The sequence below is a fragment of the Methylococcus sp. S1M genome (assembly GCF_051295855.1).
GTDB classification, from domain to species: Bacteria; Pseudomonadota; Gammaproteobacteria; order Methylococcales; family Methylococcaceae; genus Methylococcus; species Methylococcus capsulatus.
In genome coordinates this window covers 40,194-66,567 of record NZ_JBPDXO010000007.1, presented here as the reverse complement: position 1 = coordinate 66,567, position 26,374 = coordinate 40,194, and the positions used below count along the sequence as shown (strand labels likewise).

Here is a 26,374-nt window from a genome sequence, read left to right as displayed (position 1 = left end):
ACACGAGGTAGTTCCCCCCCATGGGCTTCCCCCGCAGCATCGTACTGATCGCCGCCCTGCTGGGAGGCGCGGTATCCGGACTCACCGCCTGCTCCAGCTTCCCGTTCTGGTCGGCGGGCAAGGAAGAAGACACGGACATCAAGGATGAGCATGCCGACTGGGGCCCGGCCCAGTTCTACGCCGAAGCCAAACACGCGATGATGGACGGCTCTTACGACAAAGCCATCAAATTATACGAGAAACTGGAGGCCCGTTATCCGTTCGGCGACTATGCCACCCAGGCCCAGATCGACGTGGCCTTCTGCTATTACAAGAACAACGAGCCCGAATCGGCCATCGCCGCGGTCGACCGCTTCATCAAGCTCAACCCGACCGAACCCCATGTCGATTACGCCTATTACCTACGGGGCCTCATCAACTACAACCGCGGCATCGGCTTCATCGACCGCTGGCTGCCCACCGATTCCTCTCAGCGCGACCCGGGCTCCGCGCGCGACGCCTACAATGATTTCGAGACCCTGCTCAACAAGTTCCCGAACAGCGTCTACCGCGAAGACGCCAGACAGCGCGCGATCGCCCTGCGCAACAACCTGGCGATGTACGACATCCATGTGGCCGACTACTACATGAGACGCCGGGCCTACGTGGCGGCGATCCGGCGGTCGGCGGAAGTGGTCCAGAAGTACCAACGGACCCAGGCCATCCCCCACGCGCTCAGGATCATGGAAGACGCCTACCGCCAGCTCGACATGCCGCAGATGGCCGATGACATCGCCCGCGTCTATGCCCTGAATTATGCCGAAGGCCGCCTGAGCAAGGACGAGGATTACGAACGCACGGTCATGGAGGAAGTATGGGACTTCATCGGCTTCGACAAATGACAACGAGGCCCCTTGACGTCCTCTGCATCGGCCATGCCTCGTTCGATCTGGTCTTCTCCGTCCCGCACCATCCGGCCGCGGACGAGAAGATCGTCGCCGACGCGCTGCTGGCCTGCGGCGGCGGCCCCGCCGCCAACGCCGCCGTGACCGTGGCCCGGTTGGGACGGAAAGCCGGCTTCGCCGGATACCTCGGCATGGATCTCTACGGCGAACGCCATCTGGAGGAACTGCGCGCGGCGGGTATCGATACGCGGGCGGTGGTCCGCGGCTCTTCCCCGACGCCGCTGTCGGTCGTGCTGGTCAAACCGGACGGCAGGCGTGCCCTGGTCAACCACAAGGGCGACACCCGGCCTCTCCCTCCGCAAGCTTTTGTTCCTCCTGCGACGCCTGCGCGCTGCATCCTCTTCGACGGTCATGAACCCGATCTTTCGGAACCGGCCCTGGCCTGGGCGCGGACCCACGATGCCGCCACCGTCCTGGATGCGGGCTCTCTGCATGGCGGCAGCGAATGGCTCATGTTCCGTGTCGGCCATCTCGTCGCCTCGGAAAAATTTGCCGCACAATGGCTGGGTAGAAACGATCCGGAACGGGCTCTGGCCGCTCTGGCGGAACACTCGCCCTGTGTGGTCATCACGCTGGGTGAGCACGGCCTGATCTGGCGCCGCGGCGCGGAATCCGGAAGGCTGCCGGCCTTTCCGGTCGAGGCGGTGGACACCACCGGCGCCGGCGATGTCTTCCATGGCGCCTATGCCGCGGGTCTCGCCGCCGGCATGGACTGGCCGGAGATGCTGCGCTACGCCAGCGCCGCCGGAGCGCTTTGCTGCACGAGGCTGGGCGCACGGCCGGGCATACCGTCCGGTGCCGACGTGGAGCGGCTACTCGCCGGCTATGGCTCGAAACCGCAGGTGATGGGATAACGCCGTTCGCGGCCGAAGGCGCGGCGGGTGATCTTGATGCCCGGCGGCGCCTGGCGACGCTTGTACTCGTTGCGATCCACCAGCCGGACCACCCGCCGCACCACGTCTTCCGGGTAACCTGCGGCCACTATCTCGGCGATCGAACGGTCCTGCTCGACATACAGGGCCAGGATCGGATCGAGCACGGCATAAGGCGGCAGCGAATCCTCATCTTTCTGATCCGGCCGCAGTTCAGCCGAGGGCGGGCGCTCGATCACCCGTGGCGGAATGACCGCTGAAACCGCATTGCGGTACTCGGCCAGCCGGTAGACCAGCAGCTTGGACACGTCCTTGAGCGGCGCAAATCCACCTGCCATGTCGCCGTAGAGGGTGGCGTAGCCGACGCTCATCTCGCTTTTATTGCCGGTGGTCAGCAGAATCCGGCCCTGCTTGTTGGACAGGGCCATCAGGATGACGCCGCGGCAGCGCGCCTGGATGTTTTCTTCCGTGACGTCCGCCGGCGCTCCGGCGAACGGTCCCGCCAAGAGTTCCAGAAAGCTCCTGAACACAGGCTCGATCGGAATCAGATGCCAGGCCACGGCCAGGGTCTCGGCCTCCTGACGCGCGTCCTCGATGCTGATGTCCGCCGTGTAACGTGAGGGCATCAGCACCGCTTCGACCCGATCCGCCCCCAGCGCATCGACCGCCAACGCCAGGGTCAGCGCCGAATCAATGCCGCCGGACAGCCCCAGCACGGCGCCGCGGAATCCGTTCTTCCCGACGTAATCGCGGATCCCCGTCACCAACGCGGCGTAAACGCTCTCAACCTCCCCCATGGGCTCGACCAGCCTAGCTGGCAGGGGATTCACCCCGTCTTCATCGACGGTGAATCCGACCGCGTCCAGCGTTTCGCCGAACTGCGGTGCCCGATAGACCAGCCCGCCTGCGGCATCCATCACGAACGAGCCGCCATCGAACACCAGTTCGTCCTGTCCCCCCACCAGATTGGTGTACACCAGCGGCACCCTCGCCGCGGCGATGCGTTCGCGTACCACGTGCTCGCGCTCCACCGATTTGCCGACATGGAAGGGCGAAGCGTTCAGGTTCAGCACCAGCCTTGCACCCGCCGCCGCGGCCTGTTCGACCGGTCCGGGAAACCAGACGTCCTCGCAGATGGTCAGGCCCACCGGCACGCCCCGGAGGTCGAACACACAAGGCGCGCTGCCCGGCAGAAAATGCCGTTTCTCGTCGAATACGCCGTAGTTGGGCAGGATCTGTTTGCGGTAAACCTTGTGGATGCCGCCGTCGCGCAGCACCGCCGCACTGTTGAAGGGCAGACCGTCGTGCCGCTCCGGAAAACCGACGATCACATCGATCCCGCGCACCCGTTCGGCCAGGGCCTTCAGCGCCGTCTCCACGGCGGTCAGGAAATCGGGACGCAAGATGAGGTCGTCGGGCGGATAACCGGCCAGGGCGAGCTCCGGGAACACCACGGCGTGGGCTCCCAGCTCGTCACGTGCACGGACCGCGGCGGCGAGCACCCGGTCGGCATTCCCCCCGACGTCACCGACGAGGAAATCGAGCTGGGCGATGGCGATACGGAGATTCAAGACGGTTGCGCGCCGGGCTTACGATCGGCGGTCGGCCTTAGTTCTTCAGCAATTCCAGCATCCGCCGCCCCATGTCGGACAGCGAATCGACCATTTCGACACCGGCCCGGCGCATCGCCTCCACCTTACCGGCGCCGGTTCCCTTGCCGCCGGTGATGATGGCGCCGGCATGGCCCATGCGTTTGCCGGGCGGCGCGGTCAGACCCGCGATGTAGCCGACCACCGGCTTGCTGACGTGGGCTTGGATGAACTCAGCGGCATCTTCCTCGGCGCTGCCGCCGATTTCGCCTACCATGATGATGCCGGCGGTGTCCGGGTCCTCCTCGAACATACCGAGCACATCGATGAAATCCAGCCCCTTGATCGGATCACCGCCGATGCCGACGCAGGTGCTCTGGCCCAGGCCGACCCGGGTGGTCTGGTAGACGGCCTCGTAGGTCAGGGTCCCGGAACGCGAGACGATGCCGATGCTGCCCTTGCGATGGATAAATCCGGGCATGATGCCGATCTTGCATTCGTCGGGCGTGATGATGCCCGGACAGTTCGGTCCGATCAGCACCGCATCGTAGGAGGCAAGCGCCGCCTTGACCTTGAGCATGTGCAGGACAGGGATGCCTTCGGTGATGCACACGATCACCGAAATCCCGGCATCGGCGGCTTCGAGGATGGCATCCGCCGCGAACGGCGGGGGCACGTAGATCATGCTGGCGTTCGCGCCGGTGGCGGCGACCGCTTCGCGCACGGTGTTGAACACCGGCAGGTCCAAATGGCGGCTGCCGCCCTTGCCGGGAGTGACGCCGCCCACCAGTTGCGTGCCGTAGTCCAGGCACTGGCGGGAATGGAAAGTCGCCTGCTTGCCGGTGAAACCCTGGCAGATGACGCGGGTGTCCTTGCCGATCAGGATGCTCATGCCGCCGCCTCCACCGCCTTGCGCGCCGCCTCGTCCAGTTCATCGGCGGCGATGATGGCAAGACCCGAACTCTCCAGCAGAGCCCGGCCCTCGCCGGCGTTGGTGCCTTCCAGCCGGACCACCACCGGCACACCGACCCGCACTTCGCGCACCGCGGCGATCAGCCCTTCCGCGATCAGATCGCAGCGGACGATACCGCCGAAGATGTTGACCAGCACGGCCCGCACCCCCGAATCGGACAGGATCAGCTTGAAGGCCTCGGCCACTTTTTCCGCGGTTGCGCCGCCGCCGACGTCGAGAAAATTGGCGGGCTCCCCGCCGTGCAGCTTGACCATGTCCATGGTGGCCATCGCCAGACCGGCACCGTTGACCATGCAGCCGATGTTGCCCCCGAGGGTGACATAGCTCAGCCCGTGCTCGCGCGCGGCATTCTCGCGCGCGTCCTCCTGGCTTGCATCGCGAAGCCCGGCCAGCTCGGGGTGGGCGAACAGCGCGTTGTCATCGATGCCGATCTTGGCGTCCAGCGCCAGCAATTCGCCGTCCGCCGTGACGATCAGGGGATTGATCTCGATCTGGCTCAGATCCTTCTCCACGAACAGGCGGTACATGGCTGCCATCAGCCGGACCAATGTGCCGATCTGGGCCGCATCCAACCCCAGGGCATAACCGATGTCCCGTCCCTGGTACGGCTGGAACCCCGCGGCCGGATGGATACGGCTGGAAAGTATCTTCTCCGGCGATCCGGCCGCCACGGCTTCGATGTCCATGCCGCCTTCGCCGGAGGCCAAGAACATGATCGTCGCGCTGGAGCGGTCGACCAGGACACTCAGGTAGATCTCACGCGCGATGCCGCGCACCTCTTCGACCAGGACGGCATGGACGGGCAGCCCTTTGCCACCGCTCTGACTGGTCACGAGTTCGGAACCCAGCAATGCGTGCGCCGCCGCGGCCACCTCGTCTTCACTGCTGCACAGCTTCACGCCGCCGGCCTTGCCGCGTCCGCCTGAATGCACCTGCGCCTTCACGGCCCAGCGCTCGCCACCGATTTGCAGCGCGCAGGAGCGGGCCTCGTCCGGGGAAAAAGCGACACCGCCGCGCGGCACGGGCACGCCGTAGTCGGCGAGCAGCCGCTTGGATTGGTATTCGTGGAGATTCATGTATCGACCTGAATAAACTGAAGATGCGGGCTGACGACGTGAACGCCCCCGCCGTAGGCGCGGTGGTGTACCTGCACCACCGGCTGCGAAAAACGGAAAAGGCTCCGGCCGCGGCGGAGCCTTCGGTTCAACCCTGATACTTGGCCAGTCCCTTGAAACGTTCCAGCGCATCCTTGACCTTCCGCGCCGTTTCACCTTCCAACTCGGCGTTCTTGTAGACGCGGTCCAGGAGACCCTCCGTTACCAGAGCCTCCTTGATCCATTTCTTGGCGAAACGGTAATTGGTGGGGACGGCGGCGATTTCACCCGTGACCGGATCGCGCAGTGACACCGCCTTTTCTTCCCCTCCGGTCTCTGCTTTCTCGGCGACCGGCGCTTTCGTCTCGGCCGCGGGTTCTTCGGCTACCGGCTCAGGGGGAATTTCGGCGTGCTTCTCCACAGCCGCATCAGGCGCACAGGCTCGGTGCGTCTCCGCCGTCGACGCCGGCCGGGACACGGTCTTGAACACCTCGTAAAGCACATAACCGACAAAAACCACGGTGAAGACAAACAGAAGCTCGGTCATCACGCCACTCCTCGAAATGCTTGGCGGGGTTGGTCCCCGTTCTTGTCACACGCCGGTCATCCCGGCCCTGTCAGCGGCGCACGGCGTGCACCGCCACCGCTTCCGGCACGCTCGAATAGCCGAATTGCATCGCGTAGAGGTCGGCATAACCGCCCCGCGCCGCCATGAGCTGGGCATGGGTGCCGCACTCGATGATACGCCCGCCGCGCATCACGCAAATCTGGTCCGCATTCTGGATGGTGGACAGCCGGTGCGCGATCACCAGTGTCGTCCGGTTCTGCATCAGGACTTCCAGCGCCTGCTGCACGTAGCGCTCGGATTCCGCGTCCAGCGCCGAGGTCGCCTCGTCCAGGATCAGAATAGGGGCATTTTTAAGCAAGGCCCGCGCAATGGCAATACGCTGACGCTGGCCGCCCGACAGAACGATGCCCTGCTGGCCGACGAGGGTATCGAATCCTTGCGGCAGCGTCTCTATGAAATCCAGCGCATTCGCCGCCCGCGCGGCCTCGCGCACGGCATCGAGGCCCACCCTGTCCAGGCAGCCGTAGGCGATGTTGCTGGCAACGGTATCGTTGAACAGCGTCACTTCCTGCCCGACATAAGCAATCTGGCGGCGCAGGCTCTCCAGCGTCAGTTCGCGGATGTCGTGCCCGTCGATCAGGATTTCCCCGGCCGTCGCCTCGTAAAGGCGCGGCAGGAGGCGCACCAGCGACGTCTTCCCGCTGCCCGACTGGCCCACCAGGGCCACGGTCTTGCCAGCCGGGATGACGAGTGAGACGTCGTCGACCGCAGCGCCGTGACGGTCGTCATACACCAGACTGACGTGCCGATACTCGATCGAACCGCGGGCGCGCTTCAGGCTGATTCGGCCGCGGTCGCGCTCCCTCGGCAAGTCGAGCATGGCAAAGATGCTGTCGCCGGCGGCGATGCCACGCTGCATGACCGACACCACTTGGCTGAGACGGCGGATGGGGCTCAGCATCATGGCCATCGCCGCGATGAACGCCATGAGACTGCCCGGCGTGATCGTCTGCCGCACGGAATCGAGCGACACGACGTAGAGGATGCCCGCCACACCGGCGACGCTGATGAGATGGATCACCCCGCCGCCCAGAGCATCGGTGGCGATCAGCTTCATCTGCCGCTTCTGGTTGCGGTCGTTTTCCGTCGCGAACTTGGCGGCCTCGTAGGCCTTGCCGTTGAACACCTTGACGATGCGCTGGGCATCGATCACTTCCTGTGTCACATGGCTCACCTTGCCCATGGATTCCTGGATGCGCATGCTCAGGCGGCGGAACCGCTTGCTCACGAAGCGGACGCTCAGCCCCAGCACCGGCCCCAGCACCAGAAAGACCAGGGACAGCACCGGATTCTGATAAACCATCAGCGCCATCAGACCGATGACGGTGAAGCCTTCGCGGATGCAGGTGATGATGCCTTGCTGGAGCGACGCCGATACCTGTTCGGTGTTATAGAGCAGTTTGGAGAGGAGCTGGCCGCCCGAAGCGTTGTCATAAAAGCTGCAGGGCAGATTCAGCAGTTGGTCGAAGATGTCCCGGCGCAGATCGGCGATCACGCGCCGCCCGACCGAACCGGAGCAGTATTCGCTCAGGAAGCCGGCGATGCCGCGCAGGACGGAAAGGCCGATCAGCATCAGGGACACCTGGCGCAGCACCGTCGGATCGTTGTCGATGAAGCTGCCGTCGATCAGCGGCTGGATCAGCTTGGCAAAGAAGGGCGTGATGGCGGCATAGGCGATCATCGCCACCACGGCGACGCAGAACGACCTCCAGTACGGAAATCCATAGCGGAGCAGGCGGCGGTAGATGGCCAGTCCGCTCGACAGCGGCTTGGACTCCGAAGCTGAATGTTTCATGCGAAAAACGTGGGGAAATCTCGAAATGCCTGGCGGCCATCGTTACAATGATGCCCAACCGACAGCGAAGTTACAACGCCGACAAGCACATACGTCATTTCGACCGCCGTTCCGCCCCGGGCAAACCGTAATTTCCACCCCACCGCCGGCCTCCCCGCGCCCGGCTCATGCCGGCCACCTCCGCCGGCGTTGCTGAACCGGACATGCGCATCCACAGACATCTCGCCTATCGCCCCGACATCGACGGTCTGCGCGCCGTCGCCATCCTGGCCGTCATCGTGTTTCACGCCTATCCGCGTTCGCTGCCGGGCGGCTTCGCCGGGGTCGATGTCTTCTTCGTCATTTCCGGCTACCTGATCGGCGGCATCATCTTCAGAAACCTCGACGCCGACAGTTTCGGTTTCGCGGACTTCTACGCACGCCGGGCCCGGCGGATCTTCCCGGCCCTGATCACCGTGCTGCTGGGCGGTCTGGGATTCGGCTGGTTCGCGTTGCTGGCCGACGAGTACCGGGCCTTGGGGAAACACGTCGCTGCCGGAGCCGGCTTCGTTTCCAACCTGGTGCTGTGGCGCGAATCGGGCTATTTCGACACGGCGGCCGACTTCAAGCCCCTGCTGCACCTGTGGTCCCTGGGCATCGAGGAACAGTTCTATCTGGTCTATCCCGTGCTCATAGCGCTGCTGTGGCGTCTCCGCGCCAATCCGGCATACTCCCTGCTCACGCTCGCCGCCCTGTCCTTCGGCGGCAACCTCTACCTGGTCCATCGCGACGCCGTTTCCGCCTTCTTCCTGCCCTTCACCCGATTCTGGGAACTGTTGGGCGGAAGCATCCTGGCCTACGTCCATTTCCGGCGAGCCACGGCCAAACCTTCGACGGACATGCGCCACCAGCTGCAGGCGGCTGGCGGCCTGCTGCTGATTGCCGCGGCGGTCGTGGTTCTGGACGAAGACAAGGATTTCCCCGGCGCCTGGGCGCTCTTGCCCACGCTGGGCGCCGTGTTGCTCATCGGCGCCGGCCCGGATACCTGGATCAACCGGCGGCTGCTCGCCAGCCGTCCCATGGTATTCATCGGGGTCATCAGCTACCCCCTCTATCTCTGGCACTGGCCGCTGCTGTCGTTCGGGCTGATCCTGCGCTCGGGCGAGCCGCTGCATCATCGTGCCGCGCTCCTCGTCGCCGCCGCCTTCCTGCTGGCCTGGCTGACCTTCCGCTACGTCGAACGCCCTCTGCGTTTCGGCGCTTCCGGGTTGCAGCGGCTCAAACTGGCATCGCTGGGGCTGATGCTCACCGCCACGGCTGGCCTGGGCCTCACCGTGTTCCTGGCGGACGGCCTGCCGGAACGCGCCGCCCTCGCCGAGGTCCGGCTGAAAATCGACCGCGACCTTCCCCGCTTGGCCACGGAGGGCTACCGCGACAACGGCGTCGCGAGGGCGCTTTTCCAGGGCGAGTTCAAGCCGGGCGACGACTTCTTCCAGCTCGGTGACTTGCCCAGGGACCAGCCACTGACCGCTGTGATCGGCGACTCCCACGGCAACATGCTCTACCAGGGCCTGGCGACGGCGGTGGCCCGCCCGGAAACCGTCATCAATCTCGGACGCGGGAGCTGCCTGCCCTTCGTCGGACTGGACACGGTCAAGAAAAACGGCAAGAGCGCCGGCTGCCAGCCGTTCGTCGGCAACGTGATCGACTTCATCGCGCGGACGCCGGAGATCACGACGGTGGTCATCGCGGCGTTCTACAAGCAGTACCTGGACGGCGGAATGACGCTGCGCAGCACGCGGGGCGGCGGTGCCGAAAGCGCCGCAGGACTGTTCCGCGTCGGCCTGTCGGACACCCTGCAGCGCCTCGCAGAGGCCGACAAATACGTCATCCTCAGCCTGGACAACCCGGACATGGACCGAACCGTCATGACCGCCTGCTATTCGCTGCTGCGCCCGCTGCTTCCCAAAAGCCCGGAAACCGGCTGCCAGATGCCGCGGGCCGATCACGAACGTGACCAGACGCTCGCACGCGCCCTGCTCGAAGATGCCGCGGCCCGCTTTCCGGGCAAGGTCCGGGTGTTCGACCCGGCGGCGGTCTTGTGTGATGCTCGGTACTGCTACGCCCATCACGACGACGACCTGATCTACCAGTTCGACGGCAACCACCTCACGGTGAAGGGGGCCGTCTTGGTGGCCGGCCGGCTCCTCGCCCGCCCCGACGGGGTCCGAACCTTCGCCCACGCGCCTTGATGCCCGCCATGTCCTGTCCCCCGTACCTCATTCCCCGTCATGAATCCGGCGCGCGTCTCGCCGCGGCTGCGCTCATGACCGGCTTCTTCGCCATTTCGCTGACCGTGGGCGATGTCATCAACAAAGACGGCGTTCTGTACCTGGATGCCGCAGCGGCCTTTCTCGACCAGGGCGTGAAGGCTGCGGTGGCGGTCTACGGCTGGCCTGGCTATTCCCTGCTGATCGCGGCGGTGTCCCGCCTCACCGGCTGGCCTCTGGAGACTTCCGCCCACGCGCTCGGCGCATTCTGTTTCCTGGTCATCGCGGACTGCTTCGTCCGGCTGCATTTCGTCCTGCGGGGGGCCGGGGAAACGCCCTCCGGCTGGACGCCGGTGCTGCTCATCCTGGCTTTCCCGGCGCTGGGCGACCGGCTGAACATCGTCCGGGACTGGGGCTTTCTGGCGGCCAGCCTTTGGGGACTGCTGCATCTGGTCCAGTTCCGTTTCGAGCCTCGGGGCAAGCTGGGTCATGCCTTGCTCTGGCAAGCCGGCATGGCGGGGGCGTTCGTGTTCCGGATCGAGGCACTGGTGCTGATCCTCTCCGTTCCCCTCTACTTCCTGGTCGAGCCGTTGCCCTGGCGCGCCAGGGCGCACAACTTCCTTTTGCCGATCAGCGGCATCGTACCGGTGCTGATCCTGGGCGCTGCTCTCCTCGCCAGCGGCAGGCTCGCCCCCGGCAAGCTGTGGGAAATCACCGCCTACGGCTACCATGACCCCACGCTGATCTGGAAATTCTTCTCCCTGCACGCCGATCGGCTGGCCGCAGCACTCCCCAACGACTACGGCGCGGAGTACGCGAAACTGATCCTCGGAACGGGTCTCGTCGCCACCCTGTTGTGGCTGATCGGCGCCAATCTCGGACCGGTGCTGCTGGCGATTTTCGCTTACGCCGTGCATCGATTCGGCGGTCGGCTGCCTCCCCGGTTCGGTCTGATCCTCTGGGCGGCCGCCATGGCCAGCGGCACCCTGCTGGTGTTCCTGGCCGTCCAGCTCGTCCCGGACAAACGCTACGCGCTGCTGCCGTCCGCGCTGCTGCTGCTCGCCGGCACGGTATACCTGGAACGCATCGCCGCCGGAACGGGATCGCCCTGGGCCAGGCGGCTTGCGCTAGGACTGGTCGCGGTGCTGTGCATCAAGAGCGCCGTCGTGACTCCCGACTACCGGCTCTACCTGCGCGATGTCGGCGGTTGGGTACGGGAAAACATCCCGGCCGGCGCGAGCCTGGTGACCAATGATCCGAGGATCGACTATTACGCCGGACGCCCCATGAACCAGGAACAGACCCGCCGGCTGATGCCGCTCGACCGCCTCGCGGACTGGCTGACCCAGCCCGACCTGCCCGACTATCTGGCTCTGCGCCTGACCTCGCCGCGCGACCTCAAAAAGGCGGAAAAGGCGCTGAACCGCGAAGCCCTCAAGACGTTTTCTCCCAGCCCGCGCGAACACGTGCTGATTTACCGGCTGAACGACGGCAGCTCACGCTCCCGTTGAGAAAAAGCACCGCAATAGACGAATCATGTGGGTATGATCCCGTACCCCGGCGCTTTCGCGGACACTGTGCATCGCCCACATCGGGTTGCCGATATCGGCCGCGGGGATGCCCAAGCGGGCAGCGGTCATGGGGCCGATGGTGCTGCCGCAGCCCAGATCGGTGCGGTGCACGTACTGCTGGTACGGCACCTCCGCCCGCTCGCACAGGCGGATGATCCGCGCCGCCGCCTCCGCATCGGTCGCGTAACGGCCGCAGGCATTGGTCTTCACGACCGGACCCGCGTTCACGAAGACCTTGTGCTGCGGTTCGTAAGACTGCGGAAAATTGGGCTGATAGGCATGTGCCATGTCGGCGCTGACGAGGAAACTGCGCGCCAGCGCCCGCTTGTAGCCGGTACGGTCCAGTCCCAACGCCAGTGCGATGCGTTCCAGCACGTCCGGCAACAACGCGCCATCCGCGCCCTTGTGGCTTTCGCTGCCGATTTCCTCGTGATCGAAGAACGCCGCCACCGCCACCGCCTCGGCGTGGGAGACCTGCAGCAGGGCGCTCAGGCCGGCATGGCAGGAGGCGAGATTGTCCAGCTGGCCGTCGGCGATGAATTCCCGCTGCGGGCCCCAGAAAGCCCCCGGCTGAGTGTCGAACACGCTCAGTTCCCAGCTCAAGACATCCTTGGGATCGCAGCCGGCCCGCTCCGACAGCAAGGCGCGCAGCCGGTCCTCCGCCGGTACTTCGTCCGCCACCGCCAGCAGCAGCGGCAGTTCGGTCTGCTTGTTGAACTTCAGCCCGTCCTTGTTGACTTCGCGGTTCATGTGAATGGCCAGGTTCGGCAGGCGCACCAGCGCATCCGGAAAATCGACCAGGCGGATGTCGACGCCAGCCTCCGTCCGCACGCCCACCCGCCCCGCCAGGCTCAGATCCCGGTCGGCGAAGGTCGCGAGGATCGGCCCGCCATAGACCTCCACCCCCAGCCGCAGCATGGAGCCTTCCGCATGCGCCCCTCGCGGCTTGACCCGCAAGCCGGGCGAGTCGGTGTGCGCCCCGACGATACGGAAGCCGGTTTCGGCCAGAGTCCCCCCGCCCACGATGAAAGCGACCACGGACGAATCCCCGCGCACCACGAAAGCGCGATCGCCGGGCTCCAGCCGCCACACCTCGCCCTCCTCCAGGCGCCGGAAACCGGCTGCCAGCAGCCGGGCCGCTATCGAACGCCCGGCATGCCAGGGACTGGGACTCTGGTCGATGAAATCGAGAAGCTGCTGGGCGTCGGTCGAGAATTCAGCCGTCATGTCGTCGTTCATGGTGAGGGGGAAAGGAATCGAGTCTGAAAGACGGTAACTTATCATGCAGACCGTTACTTGCCGCCCCCCGCTTCTGGCACAATCCCAGCCCCGTGGCCAGCAGCCCGACCGGATTACGATGCCCCACACGCCCCTCATCAGCCATTTGCACCATGTCTCCCTCCTGGTATCCGATCTGGAGGCCAGCCGCCGCTTCTACGAAGGCGTGCTGGAACTGTCGCCCAGCGATGCCCGGCCGAATTTCGATTTCGACGGGATCTGGTACGATCTCGGCGCCCAACAAATCCATCTCATGGTGCTCCCCAATCCCGACCAGGGCACGGAACGGCCCAGGCACGGCGGGCGCGACCGCCACGTGGCGCTGGCGGTGGCGGACTGGGAGAAGCTGCTCGCCCGGCTGGCTCGGGCCGGCATACCTCACACCGCCAGCCGCTCCGGACGGCGCGCCGTGTTCTGCCGCGACCCGGACGGCAACGCCGTGGAACTCATCGGCCCGGCCCCATGAAATACGAACTCGTCATCTTCGACTGCGATGGCGTGCTGGTGGACAGCGAGCGGCTGGTGAACCGCATCACCGCCGCGTTCTTCAGCGAACGCGGGCTGCCGGTCGAGGCCGATGCCCTGCGCGCCATGTTCAAGGGCAAGACCATGGCGGACGTGGCCCGCTGGGCGGAAAACGAAGCCCTGCCGCCCTTGAACGCCGACTGGTTCTATGAACTCGGCATCGCCACCGCGCAGGGCTTCCAGCGCGACTTGCAGCCGGTGGAGGGCGTACGTCCGGTGCTGGATCTGCTGACGGCGCGCGGCGGCAGGCTGTGCGTGGCTTCCCAGTCGCCGCCGGCCCGGCTGGCACTGTCACTCACGGTGACCGGGCTTGGCGGCTATTTCGGCGAACACGCCTATTCCGCTGCCCAGGTCGCGCATCCCAAGCCGGCGCCCGACCTCTTCCTGTATGCGGCCCAGCAAATGGGCGCCCGGCCCGAGCGCTGCGCGGTCGTCGAAGATTCGCGCAGCGGCGTGCTGGCGGCGCGGGCGGCCGGCATGACGGTGTACGGCTATGCCGGCGACGAGGAACCGGATACCCTCGCCGAGGCGGGTGCCATCGTGTTCGGGTCGATGGCACAATTGCCGGGTCTTTTGTGCGGCGGCTGAAAAGCCTGTGGGAAGATGCCTCATGAAAAAACCTGTCGTCATCATCGGGATGGGAGAAATGGGCGATTTGTTCGCGCGGGGTTTCTTGAAATGCGGCCACCCCGTCCACCCCATCCTGCGGGGAAGCCGACCGGAAAGCGTGGCGCAGGCGATTCCCGAACCCGATCTGGTGCTGGTCGCGGTCGGAGAAACGGAGCTGCATCCGGTGCTGGAGTCGATGCCATCGGCATGGCGCACGCGGCTGGGCCTGTTGCAGAACGAACTGCTGCCGTGCGACTGGCAGCGCCACGGCATCACCGATCCCACCGTGATCGTGGTCTGGTTCGACAAGAAAAAAGGCCGACCCTTCGTCCCGGTCCTGCCCACCCCGGTCGCCGGACCCCGTGCCGGTCTGGTCGTCCAGTCCCTGGAAGCGATCGAGGTGCCGTGTCATACCATTCCCGACGAGGAACTGCTGTACGAACTGGTCCGGAAAAACCTCTACATCCTCACCATCAACATCGCCGGCCTCCGCACCGGCGGTACGGTGAGCGAGCTGTGGGACCGGCACCGCGAACTGGCGGAGAAAACGGCAGATGAAATCCTCGACATCCAGGAATGGCTCACCCAGACCCGCCTGCCCCGCGGCCGGCTGATGGCCGGCATGCTCGAAGGCTTCGCCGGCGACCCCAATCACATCTGCACGGGGCGCACCGCGCCCGCACGCCTGCGGCGGGCGCTGGACCACGCCAAAGCTGCCGGCATCGCCACCCCGACCCTGACCGCCATCGCCGAAGGGCTGGCCGCCGCCATGCCGGCATCCTGACATGGAAGCAATCCAGAACATCAACATCACCTCGTTGTCGGACACCCTGATCAGCCTCACGGCGGCCTTCGCGCTCGGCGCTGTGATCGGACTCGAACGGCAATTCCGCCAGCGTACCGCCGGACTGCGCACCAACGTCCTCGTCGCGCTGGGCGCCGCCATCTTCGTCGACATGGCAAACCGCCTGCATGGCCACGACGGCGCCGTGCACGTCGTCGCCTACGTCGTGTCCGGCGTCGGCTTCCTGGGGGCCGGCGTCATCATGCGTGAACAAGGCAACGTCCGCGGCCTGAACACCGCCGCCACCCTGTGGGGATCGGCGGCGGTGGGTGCCTGCGCCGGCGCAGACCTGATTCTCGAAGCACTGCTCGCCACCGTTTTCGTGCTGGCCGCCAATACTCTCCTGCGTCCCGTGGTGGACCGCATCAACCGCCAGCCCATCGATACACCGGCGGTGGAAGTCACCCATACCGTCTACGTCATCGCCCCGCGCCAATGGCGGAAGGATGCGCTGGCTCTGGTGGAGCAGGTGTTGCAGCAGGCGGGCTACCCGCTCGGCGATCTGGCGGTGCATGCCTTCGGCGACGAGGAGATCGAAATCGAGGCCACGCTCGCTGCCGCCTCGGTCGACGGCAGCCACCTGGAGCGCATCCTCCAGCAGCTCAAGGAACACCCGGTCGTCAGCCAGGCGTTCTGGAGTCCGAGCACCTCGGAGTGACACCGGACGAGCCGGCGTTCCGCCAGACCGGGGCGCCTCGAACGACGCCTCTTGATTGTTGACGTCATTTGGTTTTGTTCCGATACTTTGTACCGATAACGACCAGGATGGATTGCCGAAGGAGCACACCCCAATGATCAAAATGACTACGACATGGCTGCTGGCCGCTTTGCTGATGTTCGTTCAGCTGACGGCATCCGCCACCGCGGGCGAGACGGATTTTTCCGGGCTCAAGGACAAGTACGAGAAGGACCATCCCGGCAAGGGCAAGTTCTCGCAGTACTGGGAGCCGATCCCGATCCAGAAATACTGGAATCCCCGGAATTTCTATCAACCGCCCACGGCGGTCTCGGGCGAAGTGAGCCGTGACCAGTGCGTGGCCTGTCACCAGAGCCTGACGCCGGGCGCTTTCCATGCGTGGGAAAACAGCACCCATGCGAAGCTCGATGCGATCAGGAATCTCAGCAACGGCCAGGACGCACGTTTCTACAAGAAGGAGAAGCTGGCCGAGATCGAAAGGAATCTGGTCAAACAAGGCGTCCTGAAAGAAGGCGAACCGCTCAAGGAAGTCGGCTGCATCGACTGCCACGGCAAGGTCGGCGCCCAGTCCATCCGCCACGACAAGGACCTGGTCATGCCGGACCGCACTCAGTGCGGCAGCTGTCACTTGCAGGAGTTCGCCGAGGCCGAATCCGAGAAGGACCAGCAGTGGCCGCAGGGGCAGTGGGGCAAGGGCCATCCCTCCCACGCGGTGGACTGGGAAGCCAACGTCGAAACCGCCATCTGGGCCGGCATGGCCGAGCGCGAAATCGCCCAAGGCTGCGACATGTGCCATTACCAGCAAAACAAGTGTGACGGCTGCCACACCCGCCACAGCTTCTCGGCCGCCGAGGCCCGTCAGCCCGAGGCCTGCGCGACCTGCCACAACGGGGTCGATCACAACGAGTGGGAGAACTACACGCTGTCCAAGCACGGCACGGTCTACCAGACCCACAAATCGACCTGGAACTTCGATGTCCCGCTCAAGGACGCCCTGACCAAGGGCGGCTATACCGCACCCACCTGTCAATACTGCCATTTCGAGTTCAACGGCGAGTTCTCGCACAACCTGGTGCGCAAGGTCCGCTGGGGCTTCAACCCCACCCCGGCCATCGCCGACAACCTGAAGCATCCCTGGTTCGAAGGCCGCAAGGAAAACTGGAATACCACCTGCGCCCACTGCCACAGTCCGAGCTTCGCCCGGAGCTATCTGGAAGCCGCCGACAAGGGCACACTCGCCGGACTCAAGGTGGAGCAGGAAGCCAAGCAGGTCGTCGAAGGACTATTCAGGGACGGTCTGCTGCCGGGCCAGAAGACCAACCGCCCTGCGCCCCCGGCACCGGAGAAAGACGCTCCCGGCGGATTCTTCCAATTGTTCTGGGCCAAGGGCAACAATCCCAGCCACGTGGAACGGGTCCATGCCGACATGTGGGAACATGACCTGATCAAGCTCTACAAGGGGCTGGTCCACGGCAACCCTGGAGGATTCACCTATACCGAAGGCTGGTCCGAGCTGATGCGGGATTACGCGGTCATCATGGACGAGAACACCCGTTTGCGCGAGAAGGCCGGCAATGCCCCTGGCGCCGCCGCGGCCAACCCGCCCGCCGGAAAGGATGACTCGAACGTCCGCAACATCCTGGGCGGGCTGGCTCTGCTGGCAGGCATCGCCGTACTGCTCTACCGGCGCAAGCACTGATGTCGGGCGAGACCGGCCAGCCGAAGCGGTCTCGGCTGGCCAGCCTGGCGGGCCTGGTCCTGCTGCTGTCGGGCGGCGCGCTGCTGCTGTACGACCGGTTCCGCCCGGCTGTCACTCTTGAAGAGCTGCCGGCGACCGAAGCGGAACGAACCGCTCTGGAACCCGGCGGGGCTTTCCCCATCACGGCGCTGACGCGTTACGCCCTGCGCCGCGGCAATGCCTCGGTCACACTGACCGTGGCCGATTACCGCGACGCCCGTAACCAAAGCCACCGGGTGACCCTGTTTCCTGCGGATCGGCTGCGGCACGACACATGGAAGGCCGTGGGCGAGGCCATCATCCGCCATACGGATGGGAACGCCCTGTTCCTCGCCTGGTGGGACGATGCCCAGCGTATCCATTTCCTCAGTGGCCGGGAGACGTGGCTCGACCGGCCGGCCGCTGCCGCCTTCCCGGACGATGAGGAGCGGAGCGTATGGGGCAAGGTCGCGGGCGGATTTGCGCCGGTGCCGGATGCGTCGCGGCGCCTGGCGCGCTGGCTGACCATGGAGGCGGACGCGGCCCTGGAGGCGATGAAAGCCGAGCTACCGGCAGAGCGTCCGGTCTACCTGCTCGTCTGTCTGGACGATCTGGCCCGCCTCGGCGAAATCGAGGCGCTGGCCGGCGTCCGTCTCCCGTTCGAGGCCGCCCGCTTTCCCGGTGGAGACCTGCACGGCCAGATCGCGGCGGTGCAGCAGTGGGCCCGGCAGGACGTCGATCAGGCCAGCTATCTGGTCCAGCAGACGCCCGGAGCCGGCGTGCAGGCCTGGCGCATCACCACGCCGCAAGGCCGCGATACCCTGCTTGCACGGCTGCTGCCCTTCACCACCTCTCTGGCCAGACCGCTGCCGCAGGCTCAAACGGTCTATCAGTCCGGCTGGGGTTCCCATATCACCATCTATGCACTGAACTTCGGCGAAGGTAAGATGTGACCCGCGCGGCGAGCCGCGCGTTTCTCTAATCCTTGAACATCCACGCCTTTGTCAGACGCCCCTCTTTGCGCCGAGGGCCTCGAATGCATCCGGGGCGACCGGCTGTTGTTTTCCGGCCTGAACCTGACCCTGTCGCCTGGCCAACTGCTGCAGGTCGAAGGCGCCAACGGCGCCGGCAAGACCAGTCTGCTCCGTGTGCTGGCGGGTTTGAGCCGCCCCGCCGAGGGCGAGGTGCGCTGGCGCGGCCTTGACATCCAGCACCACCGGGCGAGCTACTTCACCGAGATGGTCTACATGGGGCACGCGCCTGGTTTGAAGGCCGAATTGTCGCCGCTGGAAAATCTCCGGGTTTCGGTGGCCCTCCGCGGTCGAGTGGCCGATGAGACGCGCATCGACGACGCCCTGGCCCGGGTTGGTCTGCGCGGCTTCGAGGACGTGCCGGCGCGTGGACTTTCCGCCGGCCAGAAGCAGCGCACGGCGCTGTGCCGCCTGCTGCTCGATCCGGTCCCCCTGTGGATTCTCGACGAACCTTTCACCGCCCTGGACGTGCGGGGGATCGCCCTGGTGCGCGAGCTGCTGGAATTCCATCTGGCGAACGGTGGGATGGCACTGATGACTTCACACCATGCCCTGGATGTCCGGGGCGACTGCCGGAGCCTGAACCTGTCATGAATGAGAAAAGGCGGTCGAATCTCTACAAATGGCCTCAAAGGAATGCCAACCGTAGTTTCCCCTCACCCAAGCCCTCTCCCAAAGGGAGAGGACCTTTACGCCCTTCTCCCAAAGGGAGAAGGGACGGGGATGAGGGCTTGCGGCCTTTCAGATTCATCCAAATACCGGATTTACGATGAACGGCCTCGCCTCCGCCTTTCTCGCCATCCTGCGGCGCGATCTGGTGCTGGCGTTCCGCCATCGCGGCGAACTCGCCAACCCGCTGCTGTTCTTCCTGATCATCGTCACGCTCTACCCCTTGGGTGTCAGCCCTGACCCGGAACTGCTGAGAAGGATCGCCCCTGGAGTGATCTGGATAGCGGCCCTCCTGGCCGCGCTGTTCTCGCTGGAAAACCTGTTCCGGAGCGATTTCGACGACGGCTCGCTGGAACAGATGCTGCTCAGCCCCCGATCGCTGGCGTTGCTGGTGATCGCCAAGGTGCTGGCACACTGGTTGGTCAGCGGCCTGCCCATGCTGCTCCTGGCGCCGCTCCTGGCCCTGTTGCTGGACATGCCCTCCAGGGCCGCCTGGACGCTGGAAACGACGCTCGCCATCGGCACGCCGCTGCTGAGCCTGATCGGCGCCATCGGGGTGGCGCTGACCGTGGGCCTCAAGCGCGGCGGCATCTTGCTGACCCTGCTGATACTGCCCCTCTACATCCCGGTGCTGATCTTCGCCACCAATGCCGTCGCCGCCGCCGGTGCCGGCATGCCGGTGGAAGGTCAGTTGTACTTCCTGGCCGCTTTGCTGGCGCTGGCGCTGACGCTCGCGCCTGTCGCCATCGCGGCCGCGTTGCGCATAAGCATGAGTTGACGCCATGTGGACCTTCTTCCATAAGCTCGCATCGCCCAAGCATTTCTACCGCATCAGCGGCAAGCTGATCCCCTGGCTGGGCACGATCACCGTTCTGCTGTTCGTCACAGGTCTCTACTTCGGTCTGTTCAAGGCGCCGCCGGACTATCAGCAGGGCGAGAGCTATCGGATCATGTTCGTCCACGTGCCGGCGGCCTGGATGTCCATGTTCATCTACACCTTCATGGCGGTGCTGTACGCCATCCACCTGATCTGGAACATCAAGCTGGCCGATGTGATGGCCTCCAGTTCGGCGGCGATGGGCGCCTCGTTCACCTTCCTCGCACTGGTGACCGGTTCGCTCTGGGGCAAGCCGATGTGGGGGACATGGTGGGTGTGGGACGCGCGGCTGACTTCCGAACTGATTCTGCTGTTCCTCTATCTGGGCTACATCGCCCTGGTCTCGGCGATCGATGACAAGCGCACCGCCGCCCGCGCCGGTGGGCTGTTGATCCTGGTCGGCGTGGTCAACATCCCCATCATCCATTACTCGGTGGAATGGTGGAACACCCTGCACCAGGGCCCCACGGTCACCAAGCTGGACAAGCCTTCGATCCACCCCAGCATGTTGCCCCCGCTGCTGTTGATGGCATTGGCCTTCCAGTGCTACTACTTCACCCTGGTGCTGGTCCGCGCACGCACCGAACTGCTGGAGCGCGAACGCCGCAGCGCCTGGATAAAGGAGCTGTTCGGCTGAATCAAAAAGCGACGGCCAGACCCATCGTGCCCAGATAGCTCGGCACATAGGCTCCCAACGCGCCGCTGTAGCTCCCGAACACCGCGATGCGGTCATTCAGGGTCCACTGAAAACCGGCGCCGACCGCATGCTCCTGCAACGTCTTGACCGGTCCGACCGCCCCGGCGTGCAGCGTGCGCGGCAGGGCTGCGGCGTTCACGTACCCCTGGATGAACAGCGCGAAGTCCTCGACGACGTCGCGCTGAAAAGCCCATTGGAACGAAGGCAGGATGACCTCGGCGCCCCTGAAGTCCTGTAGGCTGGCGAAACCAAAGTTCCAGTTGAAAGCTATGCCCCCCGGCAGGACATGATCCGCGTTGATCGTCAACGAACCCTGGGTGCCGTTGTCGAAGAAGGGGCTCCCCCAGGTGCTCTGCACGTAGGCTTCCAGCCCCACCGAGTAGTTGAAATACTCGAAATCGTCCTTGTACAAATGGATCTTGGTATCGAACGTCAGCGGCGCAAATCCCGTCGCCGACTGCGGTGGCCCTTGCACCGTCAGCCCCTGGGTGAACAGGCGCAGTTCCACGTCGTCGGTCAAGCCATAGCGGAACAGGAACTCCCAGTTGTACTGTTTCACCGAATCCGAACTCGCCCCCTGCAGCGTGAAAGGGCTCATTTCCAGATAGATACCGCCTTCGGGCAGGGTGTAGGACGAATTGGGAAAATTGGCGAGATCAGGGCCGGGCTCCCTCACCGTCACCGCCCGAGGCGCCGGAGCCATCCCCTCGGGCGCGGGCGTGGAACCCGGCCTCCGCGGCCGGTCCGGTTCCGTGCTGTGAACGTGTTCGCGGTAAATTGTGGCATACCCAGCGGAACGTTCCGGCGAAGACCCGGATGGGGAGAACGGTGCACCCGGCTCGACACCCTGCACCGGTGCGGCGGCCGGCAACACGAGCAGCCAGGCGAAGGCGACCTCCCGAGCCTGGCCGACTCGCTTCAACGGGCGCCCGACGGATCGCATCGCCACCCCGGCTATGCCGGAGCCGGCAGGTTTGCCGAAACTGCCAGCCGGCGACTAGTCATCGAGGACGACCGCCACTTCCTGGGCGACGGCCATCAAGAACGCGTCGTTCCCTTCTGCGGCCAGCAGGGAAAGACCGACAGGCGCCCCTTCCACTTCGACCGCCGGGAGCGAAATTTGCGGCAGCCGACAGATTCCCGCGATCGCCATTCGGGCTAGCACCCGCGGAAAATAATCGCCCTGGGTGCGGTCCAGCCCGAGGCTGCCCTTCAAAGGCGCCGGTGCGTGCACGGTGGGGAAGCAGATCACGTCTTCCGGCCCGAGGACTCTTGCAAGTGCCGCCCGGTAGCGCTCCCGGCGTGCCAGCGCGGCCGGCAACAGGCGGCGGTCCAGCCCCTTGGCCAGCTCGAAGTTGCGGCGGGTGCGCTCGCCCAGAGCCGGCCGGGCCGACTCGATCCATGTACCCAGGGTACTCCAGATTTCAGCCCACTGAATGGGCTGAAAGACCTGACGCCAGTTGTCCATGCCGGAAACCCCGGCTTCTCCATCGATGCTTCGCAAGGAAATCTCGCGGCTCGGGAAACTGCCGGCCAGCCGCTTCAGGACCGGCCCGAACGCCTTGCGGACGGCAGGCTCGGCCGCGTCGAAGCCCTCCTGCAACAGCCACAGCCTGCCGGAAACGGTGGGGAGCGGATCGACGTTCAGCAACAGGCTCATGACCCGCTGCAGCGTCTCGCCATTGCGGGCGAAGGCGCCAACCGTATCGAAACCGGGTGCCAGCGGATTGACACCGGCCACGGAAACCCCGCCATGGCTGGGCCGCATCCCCCAGATGCCGCAATTGCTGGCCGGGAGGCGAATGGAACCCGCCGTGTCCGTACCCAGGGCGAAATCCACCTCGCCCGCGGCCACAGCAACCGCCGATCCGCTGGAAGAGCCCCCCGGCACCCGGTCGGGTGCGGCTGGGTTCAGCGGGGTGCCGTAGAACGCATTCTCCCCGGTGAGACCGAAAGCCAGCTCGTCCGCACAGGTCTTGCCCAGGCAGACGGCACCGGCTTGCAGACACTGCTCCACACACACGGCATGAGCAACCGCGGGCGGATGGCTCCTGGCCCAGTCGGGATTGGCACAGCCGGTCACATGGCCGGCGATGTCGATCAAATCCTTGACGCCGAAGGAAAGGTCCACCAGCGGTCCGGTGACCGCCGCGCGAATTTCCATCTGGGCAAGAAACGAACGCGAGGATTCGGGCATCCGAAAAGTCTGGAAGCTGCGGTAGTTGGGGAAAACGGCAGGATGAATCCATATCCTCGTGCCATTCTAAACGGTTCGCCAGTCGCTGCGGAAGGCGGCTTCGGAACTCTCCCCAAGGAAAAAAACGGCCCGAGGATCGAAGACCCCCGGGCCGTCGCGGGATGACGGCGGCTGTGACAGCCCTTACAGGGAAAGCGGCTTCAGCTTCTTTGCATCTTCGGCCATTTCCTTCCGCTCGTCGGCCGGCAGCGGGACGAGTCCGCGTTCGGACAGGTAACCGTCCTCGCCCCAAGCCTTCTCGGAGGTGAATTCCGCGATGTACTCCACGATACCCGGAATCATCCCGACATGGGATTTCTTGACGTAGAAGTACAGCGGGCGGGAAATCGAGTAACTGCCGTCGGCGATCGATTCGAACGAAGGGTCCACCCCTTCGATCTTCGCCGCCGCGACCTTGTCGGCGTTTTCTTCCAGGAAACTGTACCCGAAGATGCCGACCGCATTCGGATTGGCAACCAGTTTCTGCACGATCAGGTTGTCGTTTTCGCCGGCTTCCACATAGGCGCCATCTTCACGAACGGTGTGGCAGACCTTCTTGTACTCCGGCTCGTTGTCCTTCTTCAAGGCGGCGATCCACTTGAACTCCTTGCAGCCGCCCTCCAGGGCGAGTTCGGCAAAGGCATCGCGGGTTCCAGAAGTCGGCGGAGGACCCAACACCTCGATCTTGGTGGCGGGCAGCGCGGGATTGACCTCGTTCCAGGTCTTGTAGGGATTATCGATCAAATTGTCACAGCCACCGCAGTCGGGATCGGGAATCTGCTTGGCCAGTGCCAGGTAGATATCCTTGCGGCTCAGTTCCATCGGCTTGGATTTCTTGGACCGGGCCAGCACGATACCGTCGAAGCCGATCTTGACCTCGACGATGTCTTTGACACCGTTCTTCTTGCATTGCTGGAACTCGGTGTCCTTCATGCGACGCGAAGCGTTGGCGATATCCGGATGATCGACGCCTTCGCCGGCGCAGAACAGCTTGATGCCGCCGCCGGTGCCGGTGGACTCCACTTTCGGCGTCTTGAACTTCCCGCCTTTGCCGAAGTGTTCCGCCACCACGGTGGCAAAGGGATACACCGTGGAAGAACCCACGATGCTGATGGTGTCTCGCCCACCGGCAGCCGATGCGCCGGCGCCGAATACGGTGGCCGACACGGCCAAGCCTATGCTGAAGATCTTTTTCACGTGAACTTCTCCGCTGTCAAGGGATTTTTGCATCGGTCAGAGTGAGCACGGCGCGGATCGCAGGGACGCCCGCGGGCCGGTGCCGCCGTTGGTTACCAAGCGCCGCCCCGGTTACCGGGCTGCGTCACCATGTAGTAAATCGCATCGGCGACGTTCTTCTCGGAATATCCCTGCCCAACGATGGTCTTGGGGTTTTCGAGATATTTGAGATCGACGTGCTTGTTCAGAATCTTCCGCCACAACGCGGAGGGCTCGCCCCAGATGACGGTGGCCGAAGGGGTCAGCGCTCCATTGGTGCCGTTGTCGTGGCAGGCCGAACAATAGGTGGCGTAGGTGTTGCGTCCGTTCTGATAGTCGAAACGAGCGTTCGCCAATTCGGGCGTGTTCGCATCGATCGGGGTGTGCAACGCGCAACCCGCCATCAGCAGGGGCAGCGCAACCAGTATCGACAGTTTGATTTTCATATCCGTGTTCCTTGAATGAGGTCGACGATGCGCATCGGCCCGACCGGCTCAATAATTGGCCTGAAGCTGCAGGCGCAGCACATTGCCGTCGGCCTGGCCATAACCCGAGGCCAGTTCCTTGGAGTTCCAGCCCGCCGTGCTTCCCGCCGTCGTCGTACGGAAGTTGGTCGTATTGATCAAATCGTACGCGGCGGTGACTTCGACCTCCGGCCAGGGCTGGTATTCCACACCGAACTCCCACAGGCGTTCGGAGATATTCGGCGAGTTGTTGTCGAATTTGCTGCCGCCATTATAGGTTTCGAAGCGGGCGTAGGGCATCCAGCCGCCGTAGAAGTGGTCGATCTTGTAATGGGCCTGGACGTAGCCGCCCCACACGTTCTTGGATTCGATCCAGGCGAGCTGTTTGCTGGGATCGATCTGCAGCGTCGGCGCGATACCCCAGGTCCATTCCGTCTGCAAACCGAACGGCTTCGGATAGAGCACGGCGTGAATGGCGCCGCGCAAATCCTGCTGGCCCTGGCCGTCGTTGATGCCGTTGACGCTGGTCCCGGTGATCGTCCCTTTCTGGGTCATGTTGCGGCCGCCGGCGGCGGTGTTGAAAAAGTTCTTTCCGATGATGTATTGGGTCACTTTTCCCGTGACCGGATCCGCTGGCCCATTGAAGTTCTGCATATTCACGACATATTTGCCGTTATAGCCGGAAGCGCCGACTTCGAGGATCTGCTCGCCCGGCAGTTCGAACGGATAGGTTACGCGGCCGTCGATGTGGAGGTTGTCGTTCAGCTCGAAGCGGTTGGCGCCCTGGCCGTTATAGACGCCGAAAGCCACCACGCCGTAGTCGCCGGAACCACGCAAGCCGCTTTTCTGCAGGTACTTGAAGCGTTCCTGGGCGACGTCGGGCGACCACATCGCGAAGACGCCGAGATCGCGTTCGTCGCGAATGGCGTTGGCGTCGGTCGCCAGGTTGCGTTCGAAAGCGATGCGGTTCTGGGACGACTGCAGGTTTTCCCAGCCGAACGGGATTTTCGACTGGCCGACACGGAAGCGGTATTCGCGTTCCGAATCGATGAACACATCGGAGTAAGCGTCGCGAATCTGCGCAAACTGGTACTGACTGGTCGAGTTGTTCTGATCCACCGCCGGCGTGTTCGCCGCAAAATCCGTCTGCAGATAGAACAGCAGGTGGTCGGACACGTCCGCCGTCAGGGCCAGGCGGGTGCGCCGCAGCAGGAAGTCCTTGTTCTGGCCGATGGAGTTGTCGTTCGGCATCGCCAGATTGTCGCGTGTATTCTCGTCGCCGTTCAGCAACTGGCTGTAGCGGACCTGGTTATAGCCTTTGATGCTGATCTTGTCGAACCACTTCTTCTCGCCGGAGGGTGCCGGCGCACTCGCCACCTTCTTCTCGGATTCCTTGATAGCGGCCGCCTTCTTGTCCAGGCGCTTCTCCAGCGCTTCAAGCTCGACCTTTTTCTCGTCCAGTTTCTGCTCGAGAGAAGACGCGCTTTTCTCCTCCACCTGCTCGAAGGTTCCCAGGCGGACCCGGCCAGGGCCGGGCTCGGCGTAGATCTGCTTGGTCTTCTTGTCCATGTACAGCTCGAGTGCGGCTTCGGCCGGCACCGCCAGCGCCCCGCCCAACAGAGCCACCCCGCTCACGCGCAATAAATTGGATTTCATGTCGTTACTCATTTCGTGATGTCGTTTTTCCATGCCTGAAGCGACAGGCATTGGCAGTTCGGCAGCGCAACGATAATGAGCAAATATGACAGTAACGTTACAAAGCGATGTAAGCAGAGAGAAATACGGCTTCGGAGCGGTGAT

At 64.5% G+C, this 26,374-nt stretch carries 24 protein-coding genes; 13 read left to right on the top strand and 11 right to left on the bottom strand.

Annotated elements, in window-relative coordinates; all coding sequences use genetic code 11:
* The first annotated feature begins 20 nt into the window (after positions 1 to 20).
* Positions 21 to 881, top strand: a complete 861-nt coding sequence (locus ACSHWJ_RS12660; protein WP_010960276.1) for an outer membrane protein assembly factor BamD — start codon at positions 21 to 23, stop codon at positions 879 to 881.
* The gene (locus tag ACSHWJ_RS12655; protein WP_432539882.1) at positions 854 to 1,798 is read left to right on the top strand and encodes a carbohydrate kinase family protein; all 945 of its coding nucleotides are present in this window, start codon (positions 854 to 856) and stop codon (positions 1,796 to 1,798) included. Before ACSHWJ_RS12660 ends, ACSHWJ_RS12655 begins: the two co-directional genes overlap by 28 nt.
* On the opposite strand, the gene ACSHWJ_RS12650 is transcribed toward ACSHWJ_RS12655, so the two are convergent.
* From ACSHWJ_RS12650 to msbA, 5 genes are all read right to left on the bottom strand, one after another.
* A complete protein-coding gene (locus ACSHWJ_RS12650) occupies positions 1,768 to 3,387 on the bottom strand; it encodes an NAD+ synthase (RefSeq protein WP_432539881.1) in 1,620 nt (539 codons plus the stop codon). The two genes, ACSHWJ_RS12655 and ACSHWJ_RS12650, sit on opposite strands and share 31 nt — an antisense overlap.
* Positions 3,388 to 3,424: 37 nt before the next feature.
* Entirely contained in the window at positions 3,425 to 4,297 is an 873-nt protein-coding gene (sucD, locus tag ACSHWJ_RS12645; protein ID WP_010960273.1) for a succinate--CoA ligase subunit alpha, read from the bottom strand.
* Entirely contained in the window at positions 4,294 to 5,454 is a 1,161-nt protein-coding gene (sucC, locus tag ACSHWJ_RS12640) for an ADP-forming succinate--CoA ligase subunit beta (protein WP_282213476.1), read from the bottom strand. Before sucC ends, sucD begins: the two co-directional genes overlap by 4 nt.
* 127 nt (positions 5,455 to 5,581) lie before the next feature.
* The gene (locus ACSHWJ_RS12635; RefSeq protein WP_010960271.1) at positions 5,582 to 6,019 is read right to left on the bottom strand and encodes a hypothetical protein; all 438 of its coding nucleotides are present in this window, start codon (positions 6,017 to 6,019) and stop codon (positions 5,582 to 5,584) included.
* A 70-nt stretch (positions 6,020 to 6,089) separates the two neighbouring features.
* Positions 6,090 to 7,895 (bottom strand): lipid A export permease/ATP-binding protein MsbA, encoded by a 1,806-nt coding sequence (msbA, locus tag ACSHWJ_RS12630; RefSeq protein WP_017364746.1) that lies wholly within the window; start codon positions 7,893 to 7,895, stop codon positions 6,090 to 6,092.
* A 203-nt stretch (positions 7,896 to 8,098) separates the two neighbouring features.
* Here msbA and ACSHWJ_RS12625 point away from each other — a divergent pair, with 203 nt between their 5' ends.
* Together ACSHWJ_RS12625 and ACSHWJ_RS12620 are read left to right on the top strand one after the other, a co-directional pair.
* Entirely contained in the window at positions 8,099 to 10,126 is a 2,028-nt protein-coding gene (locus ACSHWJ_RS12625; RefSeq protein ID WP_282213477.1) for an acyltransferase family protein, read from the top strand.
* 8 nt (positions 10,127 to 10,134) lie between these two features.
* A complete protein-coding gene (locus ACSHWJ_RS12620) occupies positions 10,135 to 11,655 on the top strand; it encodes a hypothetical protein (protein WP_432539880.1) in 1,521 nt (506 codons plus the stop codon).
* On the opposite strand, the gene ACSHWJ_RS12615 is transcribed toward ACSHWJ_RS12620, so the two are convergent.
* Positions 11,641 to 12,999, bottom strand: a complete 1,359-nt coding sequence (locus ACSHWJ_RS12615) for a M18 family aminopeptidase (RefSeq protein WP_017364749.1) — start codon at positions 12,997 to 12,999, stop codon at positions 11,641 to 11,643. The genes ACSHWJ_RS12620 and ACSHWJ_RS12615 overlap by 15 nt on opposite strands.
* Here ACSHWJ_RS12615 and ACSHWJ_RS12610 point away from each other — a divergent pair.
* From ACSHWJ_RS12610 to ACSHWJ_RS12570, 9 genes are all read left to right on the top strand, one after another.
* The gene (locus tag ACSHWJ_RS12610; RefSeq protein WP_432539879.1) at positions 12,998 to 13,459 is read left to right on the top strand and encodes a VOC family protein; all 462 of its coding nucleotides are present in this window, start codon (positions 12,998 to 13,000) and stop codon (positions 13,457 to 13,459) included. The two genes, ACSHWJ_RS12615 and ACSHWJ_RS12610, sit on opposite strands and share 2 nt — an antisense overlap.
* Entirely contained in the window at positions 13,456 to 14,106 is a 651-nt protein-coding gene (locus tag ACSHWJ_RS12605) for an HAD family hydrolase (protein WP_010960265.1), read from the top strand. The genes ACSHWJ_RS12610 and ACSHWJ_RS12605 overlap by 4 nt, the downstream gene beginning before the upstream one ends.
* Before the next feature lie 22 nt (positions 14,107 to 14,128).
* On the top strand, positions 14,129 to 14,911 hold the full coding sequence (locus ACSHWJ_RS12600; protein ID WP_282213481.1) for a ketopantoate reductase family protein: 783 nt from the start codon (positions 14,129 to 14,131) through the stop codon (positions 14,909 to 14,911).
* Between the two features lies 1 nt (position 14,912).
* Positions 14,913 to 15,629, top strand: a complete 717-nt coding sequence (locus ACSHWJ_RS12595) for an MgtC/SapB family protein (RefSeq protein ID WP_010960263.1) — start codon at positions 14,913 to 14,915, stop codon at positions 15,627 to 15,629.
* A 133-nt stretch (positions 15,630 to 15,762) separates the two neighbouring features.
* Positions 15,763 to 17,367, top strand: a complete 1,605-nt coding sequence (locus ACSHWJ_RS12590; RefSeq protein WP_432539878.1) for a multiheme c-type cytochrome — start codon at positions 15,763 to 15,765, stop codon at positions 17,365 to 17,367.
* Entirely contained in the window at positions 17,367 to 18,338 is a 972-nt protein-coding gene (haoB, locus tag ACSHWJ_RS12585) for a hydroxylamine oxidation protein HaoB (RefSeq protein WP_432539877.1), read from the top strand. Before ACSHWJ_RS12590 ends, haoB begins: the two co-directional genes overlap by 1 nt.
* A 48-nt stretch (positions 18,339 to 18,386) precedes the next feature.
* Complete coding sequence (ccmA, locus tag ACSHWJ_RS12580; protein WP_218797498.1) at positions 18,387 to 19,010, top strand: cytochrome c biogenesis heme-transporting ATPase CcmA; 624 nt, start codon at positions 18,387 to 18,389, stop codon at positions 19,008 to 19,010.
* A gap of 175 nt (positions 19,011 to 19,185) precedes the next feature.
* Positions 19,186 to 19,863, top strand: a complete 678-nt coding sequence (gene ccmB, locus ACSHWJ_RS12575; RefSeq protein WP_010960259.1) for a heme exporter protein CcmB — start codon at positions 19,186 to 19,188, stop codon at positions 19,861 to 19,863.
* A 4-nt stretch (positions 19,864 to 19,867) separates the two neighbouring features.
* The gene (locus tag ACSHWJ_RS12570; protein WP_432539876.1) at positions 19,868 to 20,599 is read left to right on the top strand and encodes a heme ABC transporter permease; all 732 of its coding nucleotides are present in this window, start codon (positions 19,868 to 19,870) and stop codon (positions 20,597 to 20,599) included.
* Between the two features lies 1 nt (position 20,600).
* Here ACSHWJ_RS12570 and ACSHWJ_RS12565 read toward each other — a convergent pair whose 3' ends face one another.
* From ACSHWJ_RS12565 to ACSHWJ_RS12545, 5 genes are all read right to left on the bottom strand, one after another.
* A complete protein-coding gene (locus tag ACSHWJ_RS12565) occupies positions 20,601 to 21,362 on the bottom strand; it encodes a transporter (protein WP_256996419.1) in 762 nt (253 codons plus the stop codon).
* Between the two features lie 294 nt (positions 21,363 to 21,656).
* Entirely contained in the window at positions 21,657 to 22,856 is a 1,200-nt protein-coding gene (locus ACSHWJ_RS12560) for an amidase (protein WP_432539875.1), read from the bottom strand.
* A 183-nt stretch (positions 22,857 to 23,039) separates the two neighbouring features.
* On the bottom strand, positions 23,040 to 24,092 hold the full coding sequence (locus tag ACSHWJ_RS12555) for a PstS family phosphate ABC transporter substrate-binding protein (RefSeq protein ID WP_218797494.1): 1,053 nt from the start codon (positions 24,090 to 24,092) through the stop codon (positions 23,040 to 23,042).
* 92 nt (positions 24,093 to 24,184) lie between these two features.
* Entirely contained in the window at positions 24,185 to 24,556 is a 372-nt protein-coding gene (locus tag ACSHWJ_RS12550) for a c-type cytochrome (protein WP_010960254.1), read from the bottom strand.
* A gap of 48 nt (positions 24,557 to 24,604) precedes the next feature.
* Positions 24,605 to 26,230: a porin gene (locus tag ACSHWJ_RS12545; RefSeq protein WP_017364182.1), complete on the bottom strand. Its 1,626-nt coding sequence runs from the start codon at positions 26,228 to 26,230 to the stop codon at positions 24,605 to 24,607.
* Between the last annotated feature and the right edge of the window lie 144 nt (positions 26,231 to 26,374).